This is a genomic window from Lentzea chajnantorensis (assembly GCF_054300775.1).
The window spans coordinates 2,047,524-2,061,126 of record NZ_JBSDZT010000002.1 but is presented as its reverse complement, the minus strand read 5'-3'; the positions used below and the strand labels follow the sequence as shown (position 1 = coordinate 2,061,126).

Below are 13,603 nucleotides of genomic sequence, written 5' to 3'. Positions count from 1 at the left end.
TCAGCCGTTCATCACCGGAGGTACGACATGGCTCTGAACGACATCCCCGTGATCCTGTCCCACTACAAGCTCCTGATCACCGAAGCGCCCTGCGTGAAGATGCGCGAGCTCGACGGCGGCCAGATGGTGCCCGTGGTCGACCGCAACACGAACGAAGAGCAGTTCGTGGTGGTGCTGTTCGCCAAGGCTCGCCCTTCGGAGGGACGGCGCAAGTCCAAGGGCGAAGAGATCAAGGTCAACCTGCCCCGTGACCCCGGTGAGGGTTTCGAGGAAGGCGACTACGTCGAGCTGATCAACCCTGTGATCAACACCTACGAGATGCGTGGGGAAGACGGCAAGATCACCGCCTCCGGCCTGTGGTTCAAGGCTGACGGTCTCACCCCTGCGGCGCGCATCGTGTCCGCTCCCGCGGCTTAGTCCCGGAAGCCCTGCCCGGTAGGCCGGTAGCCCGCTTCGAGTCGGGCCAGGGCACTCAATTTGTTCTTTGAGAATTACACAGTGAGTCGAACCATGCCTAAATCCGGAGCATTTCGCGTGCTCCGCGAGATTCGGTGAATCCAGGTACGACCTTTGTTCCTGGGTTTGCCGTGCCTCCCGAAAGGAGTTCCGGCATGGATGAGCGCTCTTACCCGATCGCACTGGCTGGTCCGAACGGCGATGACCCGCGCTTCACGTTCGGCCTCGTTCACGAGGTCGGCGAAGTACTTGAGAAGCACGGCTTTCCGGTTGTCGGCCAGAGCTGGCAAGACCACCTGGAGTTGCAGCAAGCGTTGTACCGCTTCATCTACGTGGGAGACACGAGGACTGAGAGGTTGGCCAGTTGATCCAAGAGATGTTGAACGAGCGAGCACAGCAGCGGTACGGCTCGTTCGTCGGCGCGATGGATTTCGTTGAGGAGTTGTTGGTGCCGCTGTAAAAGCTCATCAACCGGATGAGCGAGAAGCCTGGCAAGGCCGGTGGCTGGCGGGTCGCGACACCTGACGAACTCAAGGGCTACTTGCGGACCGTGCGGAACGACCTCAGTGCGCTCCGGGAGCAGGCCAAGCGGCACGAGATCAATTTGAAGGCCAAAGAGTGGGGAGCCTGATCGATGTCTCACCAGCTCGACAACGCCGTGTCCAACCTGGACCAGGCGATGAAGCAGCTCCGTACGGCGATGGACGGCATCCCGGTCCGTCGTGAGGGCTTCACGGACCTGCGGCGCCGGTTCGTCCGCTCGGTCAGCGTGCTGACCACGGAGGCGTCCTACGCCCGCGGGCAACTGCCCAACAACTGAATCCGCACTGATCAACGCGGCGGCCGATCTTCGACACATTCGAGGGTCGGCCGCCGCGCTTCCTGAGGAGTACTGCAATGGGTTGGAAGTGGAACGCAAGCAAGCGCGTCGTGGCCGCCGAGTTCCGCGCGGCGCGATGGCTGGCCAGGAACCCGGAATGGATGCTCGCCCCGTCCGCCGTCGCGGCCGGTGCCTACACGCTTGGCCCGAGCGTCACGGGCTACGTCCTCGGCGGCGCAGCTGGCGCGACCGGGCTTTGGTACCGGGGTCACCCGGACTCGTTCGACACCTTGGCCGCACCCACACTGCGAGCCTGGCAGCGGCGGTGGTTCGGGGCCTACGTCGGTGGGCGCTGGCGGGATCTGATGGACGTGCACAAGCTGACAACCGAGCATCGCCGGAAGAAGGTCACGAACTACCCGCGCGTGGTCCGCGTCCGGTCGTACTCGCCGTCGATCGACACCGTGTTGGTGAAGCTCGCCAAGGGCCAGTCACCGATGCACTTCGCCCGCCAGGCCGAAGAGCTGGCGCACGCGATGGAAGCTGAACGCGTCGCAATCGAGCTGGTGAAACCCGGTTACGTGGCGCTTGTCGTCCAGCGGGACGAACCGTTCACGGAGATCATCCCGGCGCCGGACATGCCCGAGCATTCCGAGGACGTGGACCTGCGGGCTGTGCTGCTGGGTGAGGACGAGTACGGCGGCGACTGGACCGAACCCGTCCAAGGCACGCACACCCTCACGGCGGGCGGAACCGGGTCGGGCAAGAACTCGCTCGCGTTCGCCAAGCTGCGCTCGATGGCCCCGCTGATCAGGGACGGCATCGTCCGCCTGTGGGTTTGCGACCCGAAGTACCTGGAGTTCGCGGCCATCAAACCGATCACGGAGAACCGCTACGCCGATGACGCGGGCGAGTGCCTGGAGCTGATCGAGAAGTGGGTGGACGACATGGAGCGCACCCAGAAACGAATGCAGCGGGCAGGACTTCGGTCGGTACAGCCGTCGCGTGAGTACCCACTCAACCTGCTGATCGTGGACGAAATCGCATCGCTGGTCGCCTACCGGCCGGAGTACGCCCGCGAGATCACGGGCCTGCTGGCTCGCGGCACCTCGATGGGACGGGCGACCAACCACGTGGCGGACGCCTACATCCAGGAACCGGACAAGGACACGCTGAAGATCCGGGACCTGTTCCCCAACCGCATCTGCCTTCGCACCACGTCACCAACGCACCCGGACATGGTGCTGGGTGAGGGCGCACGCGAACGAGGTGCGATCGCTGACCAGATCCCGGCCGTTCCTGAAACCGCCGGCATCGGCTACCGCACCGACGAACGCTCACGCGTTCCCCGTCGAGTCCGCGCGGCATACACAACGGACGAGAACATCCGCGAACTCGTGGAGTTCGTCCGCGACGGACAGACCGGCTCTCTTCGCTCGATCGCCTGACTTTCTTTTGCCCCAAGACTTTCGCCACTAATCGTGGAGGCCTCACCATGCCCGAAAACAACGCCCTTCGCCGCCTCGACGGCCTGCTCCGCGCAGTCCGCGGCCACATCCGCACTCTCGGCTTGCCCCGGCCGGACCGGCTGGTCATCTCCACACAGTCCGGCTCGGTGCACGCCGAATTCACCTCCGGCACCGCACCCGATCGGTTGGCCTGCCTGCTGGTCTGGGCAGCCTCGCTGCACGGGGTCGAGCTGACCTGGACCCTGCAAGCCGCAGGAACCCTCTCGGTCGCGGCGACCGGCCGCACTGCCTCTGGGATCACGCTCGGTCTCGCTGCCTCGGCCTCCGTGGTCGAACTGGGTGGCAAGGTCAAGTCCGGCTCCGGGGCGGTGCTCGCCAAGGCCTTCCGGTTGTCGGTGTGCACGCCGGAACAGGTCACCTTCGATGAGGTGGCCCAAGTCGTTCAGGCCGCGCGGGCGTCCACTGCCCGGCTGGCGGTGGCGGCATGAGCACCAATGACGCTGAGGCCTTCGGCTACCGGGTGTTGATGCGGGTCCTGTTCGGACCGACTGACGGACCGCCTGCCTGGCGTGAACGGGCCGCCTGCGCGGGCTCCGATCCGAGCCTGTTCGACACCGCCGGCCGAATCGCCGCCGCGAAGAAGGTGTGCGCGTCCTGCCCGGTCCTCGTCGAGTGCCGCCAGGACCAACTGGACTGGGAAGCCACCACTCCCCGGTTCCGTGCCAACGCCTCCGGCGTCGTCGGCGGCCTCACCGGTGCTGATCGGCGCCGCATCCACTACCTCGCCAGGAACGCAAAGGACGTGGCCTGATGAAGCTCGTGCTCGCTGTCCCGATCAATCTCCGCGGCTTCGTCCGCATCGCGCACATGGCAACCGCCGTGGTGACCTCTCTGATCTGCATGTACCTACTGTTCGGTTTCGTCGGATGCCTGGTGCTCGCCGTCGAACTGCTGTGGCTGGGGTGCCTGCTCCTCAAGGCAGCACACGGGGAGTAGGTGGCCTGGTGCCCGAGAAGTCCAATCACAGCAACGAAACCGAGTCCGAGGAAGCGCGCGAGACTCGCACTGTTCGACGGCTGCGGGCGCAACTCGATGAGGCGCAGGACATCCACAAGCTCACCGCGAACCCGTTGCTGGCGGCCGTGCAGGCGGACCGGTTCCGGGCCTCGGTGACACGCTCGATGTGGTGCTTCCTGACCTGCGGACTCGGCTTCACCGCAACCGGCGTGCAAGCGTTCCTCGCCGGACACCTCGGGCCGTCTGACCCGATGTGGTGGGGCGCGTGGCTCGTGGAACCGGCCTTCGCCGGAATCCTGATCACGCTCCTGCGGTGGGAAGCGCAGATGCTCGCTCACGGCCTGGCCGTCGACGACCGGCCGGTCAAGTGGCTCAAGCGGGTGCTGCTCGGCGCAACGCTCGTCACCAACGTGTGGTCGTCACTACGGCCACCGGACGGGCAGATCAACGCCGGGATGGTGTTCCTGCACCTCGTGATCCCGCTCGTGGTGTTCCTGCTCGCCGAAGTCATGCCGGTGATCCAGGCACGCTGCAACGCCGCCCGTGACAAGGTCGCTGAGATCGTTCCTGCGCCGACGTCCACCCCTCCGAGCGCTGTCACCCAAGCGGCACCCGCTCGAACCGCTCTGAGGCTTCCCGGACACCTGCAAGGTGCGCTGGACGCCAAAGCGAACGAGGTTCACGCGGAGGGTCGAGCGCTCACCGCGCAAGACATCCAAGACGCGCTCAACGTGCCTGAGGAGTACGCCGCGCGGCTCGCTGCGCAACTCGCAGCCTGAACCCATCTCAACCACGCGGGGCATGACCAGAAGACCGGTCATGCCCCGCCTTTCGTTTTCCCGCAACGATAAGGAGGGCGCCCGTGCTCACCCTGGAAGACCGCATCACCGCGCGAGTAAAGGCGGTCGACTTCCGGGCATGGCGAGACCGGGTGACCGCGATCGGTGGTTGCGCCGCACCCATCCGGTTGTCCGGCGCCTTCCAACTCCAGGACCTCAACGGCGGGCTGATCGAGCACATCGGCGGGGACGTCATGGTCCCGTGCGGCAACCGCCGCGAGTCCGTCTGCCCGGCCTGTTCCGACCGGTACGCGGCGGACGCCTACCACCTGATGCACGCGGGCCTGGCTGGTGGCAGCAAGGGCGTCCCGGAGACAGTGTCTGACAAGCCGCGCGTGTTCGCGACGCTCACCGCGCCGTCGTTCGGTCCGGTCCACAACCGTCCGATCGCCACGACCGGCAAGGTCCGGCCCTGCACGGGCTGCGGTGAATGGCACCACGGCGACGATCCCCGCATCGGCGGTGCCGTCGACCCCGGCACCTACGACTACACCGGCGCGGTCCTCTGGCAGGCACACGCAGGCAAGCTGTGGCACCGGTTCACCATCGCCCTGCGCCGCAAGCTCGCTGGCGCGGCCGGCCTGAAGGTCTCCGAGTTCAAGGACCACGCTCGGCTGTCGTACGCCAAGGTCGCCGAATACCAGCGGCGGGGCCTCGTCCACTTCCACGCCGTCGTTCGCGTCGACGGACCGGACGGACCTTACGACCCCACCCCGGCCTGGGCCACGGCCGAACTGCTCGCCGACTGCATCAAGGCGGCTGCTCGGGCGGTGCGGATCGACACCACGCGGCCGGACGGCTCGGCGCTGCACCTGCTGTGGGGCGAACAGGTCGATACCAAAGGAATCCGCGGCTCCCAGGTGGAAGACGAGTCCGGCGAGATCAGTGAGGCCCGGCTGGCGGGCTACGTCGCCAAGTACGCCACCAAGGGCACGGGAGCAAAGGACACGGCGGACCGGCCGATCCGCTCCCAGTTGGACATCGACATCCTCCAGATCTCCGAGCACCACCGACGGATGGTGCAAACGGCCTGGGACCTCGGCGGCCTGGCCGACTTCGAGGAACTGAACCTGCGCAAGTGGGCGCACATGCTCGGATTCCGCGGCCACTTCCTCACCAAGTCCAAGCACTACTCGACCACCTTCCGCTCCATCCGCGAAGAGCGCAGGACGTTCCGGAAGCTCGAAATGTTCGAGCGCCTCGAACTCGATCCCGCATCCGTGGTCGTCGTCAACGACTGGCAGTACGCCGGGTCCGGCTACGACAACGACGCGGAACGCGAACTCGCCGCCGGCATCGCCGAACGAGTCCGCGCGCAACGCCTACGCAAGTACGAAAGGGAAACAGCAGCATGAGCCAACAACTTTGGGACATCGCAGAAGTAGCCAACTACCTCCAGGTCACGGTCGCCACCGTCTACGGATGGCGCACCAAGAAGTACGGCCCCAAGGGAAGACGAGTCGGTAAGCACATCCGGTGGGACCCAGATGAGGTTCGTGCCTGGTTTCAGGCTCAACCGGCGGAGGTGGCGTGATGGGCCACGTACAGGACCGCTGGTTCACCACCGTCAAGGATCCGAGCAACCCCAAGAAGACTGTCCAGCAACCAACTTCGCGTTGCGGAGTCGGGAAGCGTTACCGGGCTCGGGTGATCGGGCCTGACGGTGGCGAGATCTCGGAGAGCTTCGCGGACGGTCAGGACAAGGCCGCTCAGGAGTGGATCAACACGACCGAAGCGAAGATCACGCTTGGGATCTACGAGTCTCCGCAAGCTTCCAAGAAGCCCAAGGGGATGCCTCTCCTGAAGCCGTTCGCGTCGGACTACATCGCCGATCACGACATGGATGAAGCCTCGCGGGAGATCCTGGAGATGCGTTTCGGGAAGCACATCTTCCCGCACCTCGGTGAAATGCCGCTCGATGAGATCAACGCATCGTCACTGAGGTCTTGGGACAGCAAGCTCCGCAAGGACAAGCTGTCGGACCGGTACCGGCACACACTGTTCATGAATCTATCGGCGGTCATGAACGCTGCGGTCGACGACGAAGTGATCGACAAGAACCCGTGTGAGGGCAAGTCGGTCAAGAAGCCGAAGCCGACCAAGAAGAAGGTGGTGCCATGGCCGGCCGCGCGAGTCTCGGCCGTACAACGGGGCTTGCCCGAGCGCTTTCGAGTTGGGACGAACCTCGGTGCGGGGCTCGGCATGCGCCAGGGTGAGTGCTTCGGCGTCGCGGTGGAAGACATCGACCGCAAAGCGCGAGAGGTGCATATCGTCCGGCAGATCAAGACCGTGAGGAACACGCTCGTCTTCGCGTTGCCCAAGAACAAGAAGACTCGCACTGTTCCACTGCCGGACCACGTCGAGCGCTCGATCGACGCGCACATGGAGCAGTTCCCGCCAGTCCGGACCACGCTGCCGTGGGAGACACCAGACGGTCCGTTGGTGACGGTCGAGCTGATCATGACGTCGATGAGGAGCCTCCCGATCCGGGCGAACGACTTCGACCGGAATTACTGGAAGCCCGCACTCCTCGGGGCAGGAGTGCCCGCGGGCCGGTACGAGAACGGCATGCACAACTTGCGCCACCTGTACGCCTCGGTCCTGCTCGACGGCGGCGAGTCGATCAAGACCGTGTCGGAACTGCTCGGGCACGCGGACCCCGCGTTCACCCTTGCGACGTACACGCACCTCATCCCCGAGAACATCCCGCGGACCAAGGGCGTGATCGACGGGTTTCTGGGGCAACTCCGCGACTAACGACCCAGAGACGACCAAGTCGCCAGCGCACCCGTTTTCGCAGTTCGGGGCATGTACCCGGACAAACCGCCAAGGTGGACCGTGCTATTCACTAGTCGGCGCGGCCGTGCTGCTGTTCGTCGACAACAGCGCATTGCACTGGATGCAAGCTCCTGCCTGCGCAAAGATTCTCATAAAACTCCTTAGGGTCATTTGATGATTTTGGCGTCACCGAATGCAACCTCAATTACATAGCCTCCAGCCTTGCCTTCCTCAATCGCAAAGGAACAATGAAGCTCCAGGCGGTTCACATTCCTAATGTCAACCGATATCGACTGCGACCTACTTACGCCCACGGTAAGGCTTTTCAGCGTTCTACCGTCACCCTTTATTGAAACTGTCGACGAATAATTAAAGGGCCACTTTCCCTCAACTCCAACAACGGCAGTTAGGCTAGCATAGCTTTTACCCAAAGTGTACACCGCCGGACTTTCGTCTTTAGGATTATGACAGACCGTAATAACACTCTTCGCGTAGCTGCGTCCATCAATTTCGGCTGCGCGCCGGTCGACAAAATTTCCCAAAGCCCCCGCCGGCTCTATGTCCGACACGAATGCATCCTTACCAACTTCACCGCTTGGGTTATCGAAGGTGGATACAGTTGGGTTGAGATCGCCGGAACTTGATGGCCGTTCCGTCGGTTCAATCTTACCTGAATGGTTGTCATCCTTACCGGTCGTTATGATTACACTTGCTAAAGCGAACAACAGCAAGGCAACCACAACGGCAACGGTTGGCATTTTTGCTGGCTTTGGGAGCCAGTTTGACAAGATCCCGATGGCCACAGCCACCAAGACTGCCGCTAGTGCCCACAACAGGTTCATTGGGTCTCCGCTGTACATATCGTGACTGGCGTGCCACCCGCTCGGGCGAGCCTCGATGGCAACGGTGGCAGGTTCAGGTCGGAGGTGCACCTCCTGTCGGCATGAGCCGCCCATGTACCGGCAACGAGAAGGGCATCTGCCGAACAGGTAAGCAGGTCCGGTGACCTTGCTCCTGATGTCTGAGGCTTGCGAAAACGTGACGGAAGCGAACAAGGATGACAGGTTGCGGATCTCACGGTTCAGTAGCGGCTGATGCGCTGCGTAGCTTATCCGGCCGCTCGATCAGGGATACGTCACTCTTTTGGGTGAAAATACTTGCCTACGCGCCGTCAGGGTTGCAGATTTCGGCTACATCAGGTCCAACAGTGCCATGGCCTCTATTGAGAAGAGCCCTCATCGCAGTCGGCCGTACGGGTTGAACGGGCGAATTTTGTCTGGAGGAATGATCCGTCCAACCGTACGTGCCAAGGGACACCTTCGCTACGGACGAGAGCTTGAGCGGGTTTACCCCTAGCGGGTGTGGCTGCTCTCATAGAGATCAGCGGATGACATGAATCCTGGTTGTGCTGGTTCGCGAACTATCGACGGCTTCGCGTCATCAGACTGCCCGCCTGCCCCGGCGAGGACATGATCTTTTGGCCTTGCGGACCTTGGTGAATTCGTTTGGTCGCCGTCCCGCCCAGCCGGTCCAGGCCCTACTTCTTGTCGCCCGCCGCAAGTAAGTGAAGGCCGACGCTGCCCAATTGCCTGAGCACCACAAGGGAGCCTGCGCTCGTCGGGGCGGGGGTGCCCGCGGGCCGGTACGAAAACGGCATGCACAACCTGCGTTACCTGTACGCCTCGGTCCTGCTCGACGGCCGCGAGTCGATCAAGACCGTGTCGGAACTACTCGGGCACGCGGACCCCACGTTCACCCTTGCGACGTACACGCACCTCATCCCCGAGAACATCCCGCAGACCAAGGGCGTGATCGACGGGTTCCTGGCCCAGCTCCACAGTGACGGCCCGGAGACGGCCCAAGTCCCCGCCGAGACCCATTAGTGCAGCTCAAGGCGTGTTCCCGGACAAATCGACAAGATCTTCTGGGAGACCAAGCAGGGCTGATTCCCTCAGCCTTGTGAACGACGCTGGCCTGCGAATTCGTTCGCGGGCCAGCGTCGTTTTGCGTCTGCGGGTTGTTCGACGACCTATGCGCCCAGAGTCGAGCGCCAGGAGGTCATTCTCCCCCGTTGTCGGCGTCGCGTTCGTTCTGCCGCAGCTTGTTCCACGTCGACGTGCAGCTCGGCCCGGATGCGCGCGACGCGCACCCCGAAGGCCTCGCGGATCTCCCGGGCATCCACCTCGTCGGGCTCGCCGTGGTCGTGGGGCTCGGAGGTCATGGCGAGCGGGGTACCTCGAACGGAGACTCCCCCAAACGTGGTCGCGGCCACTCCTTAGGATCGAACAGGTGAGCACCCACCTCTACCTGCTGCGCCACGGCCAGACCGAGTGGTCCGAGAGCGGCAGGCACACGGGACGCACCGACATCGAGCTGACGCCCGAGGGCGAGCAGCAGGCACGCAGGGCGGGCGCCACGCTCGCCCGGCTCAGAGCGACGGACCAGGCGCCCGCGCTCGTGCTGACGAGCCCGCGGCAGCGCGCCACCAGGACGGCGGAGCTGGCCGGACTGGAGATCACGGCGACGACCGAGGACCTGGCCGAGTGGGACTACGGCGACTACGAGGGCATCACCACGCCGCAGATCCGCGAGCGCGTGCCGGGCTGGACCGTGTGGACGCACCCGATGCCCGGCGGCGAGACGCACGCGGAGGTGCAGGAGCGGGCCCGCAAGGTGCTCGCCGAGGTGCGCCGCGTCCTGCCCGGTGGTGACGTGGTGCTGGTCGGCCACGGCCACTTCAGCCGCGTGCTGATCGCCGCGTGGCTGGGGCTGGCGCCCGACCAGGGCGTCCACTTCGGACTGGACCCGGCCGGCACCTGCCAGCTGGGCGACGAGCGGGGCGACCCGCAGGTGCGCAGGCTCAACGTGCCTGCCTGGGAGGTGTGATGATCCGGCGGGTGGAACCGCGCGACGTCGACGCGGTCGTGCGGCTGGTGCACGAGCTCGCGCTCTACGAACGGGCGCCGGAGCAGTGCCACCTCACGGCCGAGCAGCTGCGGACGGCGCTGTTCGGCGAGCACCCCGCGCTGTTCGGGCACGTGGCCGAAGTGGACGGTCAGGTCGTCGGCATGGCGTTGTGGTTCCTCAACTTCTCGACGTGGGACGGCGTGCACGGCATCTACCTCGAAGACCTCTACGTCACGCCGGAGCAGCGCGGCAAGGGCCTCGGCAAGCAGCTGCTGGAGGTGCTCGCGCGGGAATGCGTCGAGCGCGGGTACACCCGGCTGCAGTGGTGGGTGCTCAACTGGAACGAGCCGTCGATCGGGTTCTACAAGTCGCTGGGTGCCGTCCCGATGGACGAGTGGACGGTGATGCGGGTGGCCGATCACGCGCTGCGGGAGCTCGGCGCTGCACGCTGAAGGTTGACGGAAGGTCTCGAAAGGCTCACGAAACGGGAATTCCACTGAGGACCGGTGCTCGGTGCTGGCAGCGTCCCGCGTCGCCGATCCCCGGCAAATCCTGGAAGGACCTACCGTGTACGAAGACTCCGGCTCGAGCACCGGCTCCCTGATCTTCAGCCTCGTGTTCGCGGTGCTCGTCATCGCCGGCATGTGGGCGACGTTCAGCAAGGCCGGCAAGCCCGGCTGGGCCGCCATCATCCCGATCTACAACATCTACGTCTGGCTGAAGGTCGCCGGCCGTCCGGGCTGGTGGCTGATCCTGATGATCATCCCGCTCGTCAACCTCGTGATCTCGATCATCGTGTCGCTCGACATCGCGAAGTCGTTCGGCAAGAGCGGCGTGTTCGGGTTCTTCGGGCTGTGGCTGTTCGGCTTCATCGGCTACCCGATGCTCGGCTTCGGCAGCGCGCAGTACCAGGGCCCGGCCGCGGCCGGCGGCGCCTACCGGGGCTGACGCGGCAGCAAAACGACCAGGCCGGGCCCACCTCTGGGGCCCGGCCTTCGCCGTTCCCGCCGGAGGAGGAGCCGCGCGCCGTGACGAGCTTCTGGGACGAGCGCTACCTGCTCGTCAGTCCCGGATGAGCGCGACGGCACCGTAAGTCGACGCGTCGGCCGCCGCCGAACCGCCGGGCAGCTCACCGTCGGCCCGCCAGTGCGCGGCGAGCACGAGGCCCGGTTCGAGCAGTTCCAGGCCGCAGACGAACTCCTCGACGTCCTGCTTCGTGCGCGGCACGAGGGGCGTCTGCAGGCCGTCCGCCAGGGTCACGAGCTTGTCGACGAGCTCGGGTTCCACGTCGCGGGTCAGGTGGGTCAGCGCCAGCACGCTCCCCCCGCTCACCGCGGCCCGGTAGCGCGCGACGACACCGGTGGGGTCCTCGTGGACGTACGGGAGGATGCCGATCATCAGGACGGCCACCGGCTTCTCGAAGTCGAGCAGGCGGCGGGTCTCCTGGTCGCGCAGCACGGCGCCGACGTCGCAGATGTCGGCCTGGACGATGGCGGCGTTGAGGTTCTCGCGCAGCATCGTGCGGGAGTGGGCGACGGCGACCGGGTCGCGGTCCACGTACACGACGTGGCACGAGGGGTCGACGGCCTGGGCCACCTCGTGGACGTTGCCGACGGTCGGGATGCCGCTGCCGAGGTCGAGGAACTGGCGGATGCCGAGGTCCTCGGCGCAGAAGCGCACCACCCGGCGGGAGAACGACCTGATCGTGCGGGCCATCTCGGCGATGGGGAACTGCTTGATCGTCTCCTCGGCGAGAGCCCGGTCAACCGCGAAGTTGTGGGCGCCGCCGAGGTAGTAGTCGAAGAGGCGCGCCTCGTTGGGTCGTTCGGAACTGCTGCCTGTCGTCACCCGCTGCGGGCCGTCCTGCACTGCGCACCTCACCCTGCTCCCGAGCGGCGCGAACGCTGGCAGCACGGTAGCTGGCTACTCCGTTCGTGTCCATCCACCATTCGTGAACACGCTCGGTGACATACGCACGTGCTTCCACGTGACACGCGGGAGCCCCGCGTTCCCCTGAGAGGAACGCGGGGCCCCCGCGTTACTTCGGGATCAGACGCCCGCGTACTGGCGGATCCAGGAGCGGTACACGCCGACGTGGGTGTAGTTGGACCGCGTCGAGCGGTCCGACGTCGAGGCGACACCGACCTGCTTGCCGTTGGAGAACATCGGGCCACCCGAGTCACCGCCGGCGGCGATGCCGTCGACGCGGGTCACGGCCACCGCGGTGCCACCGCGGTAGTCACGACCGTTGACCGACGTCACGCGGGTGTTCGCGACCTTGAGGTAGCGCGACTGGCAGTTGATCTCCGGCTGGTTGGTGCAGGTGGCACCCCAGCCGTAGAGCTGCACGGTGTTGCCGTTGGCCACGTCCGACGTCGTGCCGAGCGGCGCGAACGGCGCCGACATCGACGTGCCGACCCGCGCGAGCGCGAGGTCGGCCGACGGGTGCTTGATGATCTGGGTCGCGGTGACCAGCTGGCCACCGGACGTCTGGTCCAGGCTGCCCGCGCGGAACGTGTACGTGCCGCTGCCCGAGACGCAGTGCTCAGCGGTCAGGATCCACTGAGGTGCGATCTTCGTGGCGGAGCAGTTCTCCCGCCCGTTGAAGAACAGGCGGGCGGCGTACGGGAAGTTCTGCGCGTAGCTGCCGCCGATGATCATCGGCGACATGCTCGGCTCTTCCGGCGCGGCCGTGGCCGTCGCCGTCATGGGTGCGAGGGAAAGCGCCGCCAGGAAAGCGCTCGCGATCGCGGTCTTGAAACGCATGGTTGGTCACCTCGTGAGTGCAGGGAGTGGTTAAGCAACCACCGACAGCTTCACCCGACTGCGTGACCGTGACCACCCTCCGTTAGTCGGCTTTGTCTTCTTCGACGCTCGGCAAACCGAGCGCCCACTCCCGGCCGTCGCGGGTGAAGAGCAGGACGAGCACCACGACGCAGTAGATGCCGCCCAGAGATCCGATGAGCGGCTGTTCGGACGGGCCGTAGGCGTACCAGGCGCAGCCCAGGAGCAGCAGCTGCGTGACGATCACGGGCGTGCGGGCGCCGTGCCGGCCGCGGAACAGCATCACGCAGGCGAAGATCACCCCGCCGAACCACAGCACGAGCACACCGGCGGCTCCGAGCACCGGACCTGCGGAGGGAGCGCCCTGCAGCACCCGCAGGACGAGCGCGCCGGCCAGTGCGATGCCGCCGAGCCCCTGGACGAAGGTGAGTGCGGCGGCGGTCCGCACCGCGCGCGGCGGGGCCGGGGTACCGGTAGTCACAGGCGACCTTTCCTCACGTTCTGTACTGGTCACGGATCGTAGGCCACCCGGT

General features: G+C 65.5%; 21 protein-coding genes. 16 read left to right on the top strand and 5 right to left on the bottom strand.

What is annotated here, in order from left to right; translation table 11 throughout:
- Window positions 1-27 precede the first annotated feature (27 nt).
- From ACVDFE_RS11035 to ACVDFE_RS10980, 12 genes are all read left to right on the top strand, one after another.
- The gene (locus tag ACVDFE_RS11035; protein WP_458430364.1) at window positions 28-417 is read left to right on the top strand and encodes a hypothetical protein; all 390 of its coding nucleotides are present in this window, start codon (window positions 28-30) and stop codon (window positions 415-417) included.
- A gap of 194 nt (window positions 418-611) precedes the next feature.
- Window positions 612-824: a hypothetical protein gene (locus ACVDFE_RS11030; RefSeq protein ID WP_458430363.1), complete on the top strand. Its 213-nt coding sequence runs from the start codon at window positions 612-614 to the stop codon at window positions 822-824.
- A gap of 107 nt (window positions 825-931) precedes the next feature.
- Entirely contained in the window at window positions 932-1,087 is a 156-nt protein-coding gene (locus ACVDFE_RS11025) for a hypothetical protein (protein WP_458430362.1), read from the top strand.
- A 3-nt stretch (window positions 1,088-1,090) separates the two neighbouring features.
- The gene (locus tag ACVDFE_RS11020) at window positions 1,091-1,276 is read left to right on the top strand and encodes a hypothetical protein (protein ID WP_253322590.1); all 186 of its coding nucleotides are present in this window, start codon (window positions 1,091-1,093) and stop codon (window positions 1,274-1,276) included.
- Window positions 1,277-1,353: 77 nt separating this feature from the next.
- Window positions 1,354-2,724, top strand: coding sequence for an FtsK/SpoIIIE domain-containing protein (locus ACVDFE_RS11015; protein WP_458430361.1), 1,371 nt, complete (start codon window positions 1,354-1,356; stop codon window positions 2,722-2,724).
- Between the two features lie 47 nt (window positions 2,725-2,771).
- Complete coding sequence (locus tag ACVDFE_RS11010; protein WP_458430360.1) at window positions 2,772-3,233, top strand: hypothetical protein; 462 nt, start codon at window positions 2,772-2,774, stop codon at window positions 3,231-3,233.
- Window positions 3,230-3,556, top strand: coding sequence for a WhiB family transcriptional regulator (locus tag ACVDFE_RS11005; RefSeq protein ID WP_458430359.1), 327 nt, complete (start codon window positions 3,230-3,232; stop codon window positions 3,554-3,556). Before ACVDFE_RS11010 ends, ACVDFE_RS11005 begins: the two co-directional genes overlap by 4 nt.
- Window positions 3,556-3,741: a hypothetical protein gene (locus ACVDFE_RS11000; protein ID WP_258946512.1), complete on the top strand. Its 186-nt coding sequence runs from the start codon at window positions 3,556-3,558 to the stop codon at window positions 3,739-3,741. Before ACVDFE_RS11005 ends, ACVDFE_RS11000 begins: the two co-directional genes overlap by 1 nt.
- Before the next feature lie 8 nt (window positions 3,742-3,749).
- Window positions 3,750-4,541, top strand: coding sequence for a hypothetical protein (locus ACVDFE_RS10995; protein WP_458430358.1), 792 nt, complete (start codon window positions 3,750-3,752; stop codon window positions 4,539-4,541).
- Window positions 4,542-4,624: 83 nt separating this feature from the next.
- A complete protein-coding gene (locus ACVDFE_RS10990) occupies window positions 4,625-5,956 on the top strand; it encodes a replication initiator (RefSeq protein WP_458430357.1) in 1,332 nt (443 codons plus the stop codon).
- Window positions 5,953-6,135 carry a helix-turn-helix transcriptional regulator gene (locus ACVDFE_RS10985; protein ID WP_319968535.1) on the top strand — a complete coding sequence of 61 codons (183 nt, stop codon included), beginning with the start codon at window positions 5,953-5,955 and terminating at the stop codon, window positions 6,133-6,135. The genes ACVDFE_RS10990 and ACVDFE_RS10985 overlap by 4 nt, the downstream gene beginning before the upstream one ends.
- On the top strand, window positions 6,135-7,358 hold the full coding sequence (locus ACVDFE_RS10980) for a tyrosine-type recombinase/integrase (RefSeq protein WP_458430356.1): 1,224 nt from the start codon (window positions 6,135-6,137) through the stop codon (window positions 7,356-7,358). Before ACVDFE_RS10985 ends, ACVDFE_RS10980 begins: the two co-directional genes overlap by 1 nt.
- Window positions 7,359-7,546: 188 nt before the next feature.
- Here the strand turns inward: ACVDFE_RS10980 and ACVDFE_RS10975 are convergent, their stop codons facing one another.
- Window positions 7,547-8,221, bottom strand: coding sequence for an NPCBM/NEW2 domain-containing protein (locus ACVDFE_RS10975; RefSeq protein WP_458430355.1), 675 nt, complete (start codon window positions 8,219-8,221; stop codon window positions 7,547-7,549).
- Between the two features lie 813 nt (window positions 8,222-9,034).
- On the opposite strand from ACVDFE_RS10975, the gene ACVDFE_RS10970 reads away from it, so the two are divergent.
- On the top strand, window positions 9,035-9,262 hold the full coding sequence (locus ACVDFE_RS10970; protein ID WP_458430354.1) for a hypothetical protein: 228 nt from the start codon (window positions 9,035-9,037) through the stop codon (window positions 9,260-9,262).
- Window positions 9,263-9,408: 146 nt separating this feature from the next.
- Here ACVDFE_RS10970 and ACVDFE_RS10965 read toward each other — a convergent pair whose 3' ends face one another.
- Window positions 9,409-9,600 carry a hypothetical protein gene (locus ACVDFE_RS10965; RefSeq protein WP_458430353.1) on the bottom strand — a complete coding sequence of 64 codons (192 nt, stop codon included), beginning with the start codon at window positions 9,598-9,600 and terminating at the stop codon, window positions 9,409-9,411.
- A gap of 68 nt (window positions 9,601-9,668) precedes the next feature.
- Between ACVDFE_RS10965 and ACVDFE_RS10960 the strand changes: the two genes are divergently transcribed.
- From ACVDFE_RS10960 to ACVDFE_RS10950, 3 genes are all read left to right on the top strand, one after another.
- The gene (locus ACVDFE_RS10960) at window positions 9,669-10,265 is read left to right on the top strand and encodes a histidine phosphatase family protein (protein WP_360395150.1); all 597 of its coding nucleotides are present in this window, start codon (window positions 9,669-9,671) and stop codon (window positions 10,263-10,265) included.
- Window positions 10,265-10,738 (top strand): N-acetyltransferase family protein, encoded by a 474-nt coding sequence (locus tag ACVDFE_RS10955; RefSeq protein ID WP_458430352.1) that lies wholly within the window; start codon window positions 10,265-10,267, stop codon window positions 10,736-10,738. Before ACVDFE_RS10960 ends, ACVDFE_RS10955 begins: the two co-directional genes overlap by 1 nt.
- A gap of 115 nt (window positions 10,739-10,853) precedes the next feature.
- On the top strand, window positions 10,854-11,234 hold the full coding sequence (locus ACVDFE_RS10950) for a DUF5684 domain-containing protein (protein WP_360395144.1): 381 nt from the start codon (window positions 10,854-10,856) through the stop codon (window positions 11,232-11,234).
- Between the two features lie 114 nt (window positions 11,235-11,348).
- Here ACVDFE_RS10950 and ACVDFE_RS10945 read toward each other — a convergent pair whose 3' ends face one another.
- From ACVDFE_RS10945 to ACVDFE_RS10935, 3 genes are all read right to left on the bottom strand, one after another.
- The gene (locus ACVDFE_RS10945) at window positions 11,349-12,167 is read right to left on the bottom strand and encodes an SAM-dependent methyltransferase (protein WP_458430351.1); all 819 of its coding nucleotides are present in this window, start codon (window positions 12,165-12,167) and stop codon (window positions 11,349-11,351) included.
- Between the two features lie 168 nt (window positions 12,168-12,335).
- On the bottom strand, window positions 12,336-13,052 hold the full coding sequence (locus tag ACVDFE_RS10940; protein WP_360395140.1) for a S1 family peptidase: 717 nt from the start codon (window positions 13,050-13,052) through the stop codon (window positions 12,336-12,338).
- Window positions 13,053-13,134: 82 nt separating this feature from the next.
- On the bottom strand, window positions 13,135-13,551 hold the full coding sequence (locus tag ACVDFE_RS10935; protein WP_360395138.1) for a hypothetical protein: 417 nt from the start codon (window positions 13,549-13,551) through the stop codon (window positions 13,135-13,137).
- Window positions 13,552-13,603 lie beyond the last annotated feature (52 nt).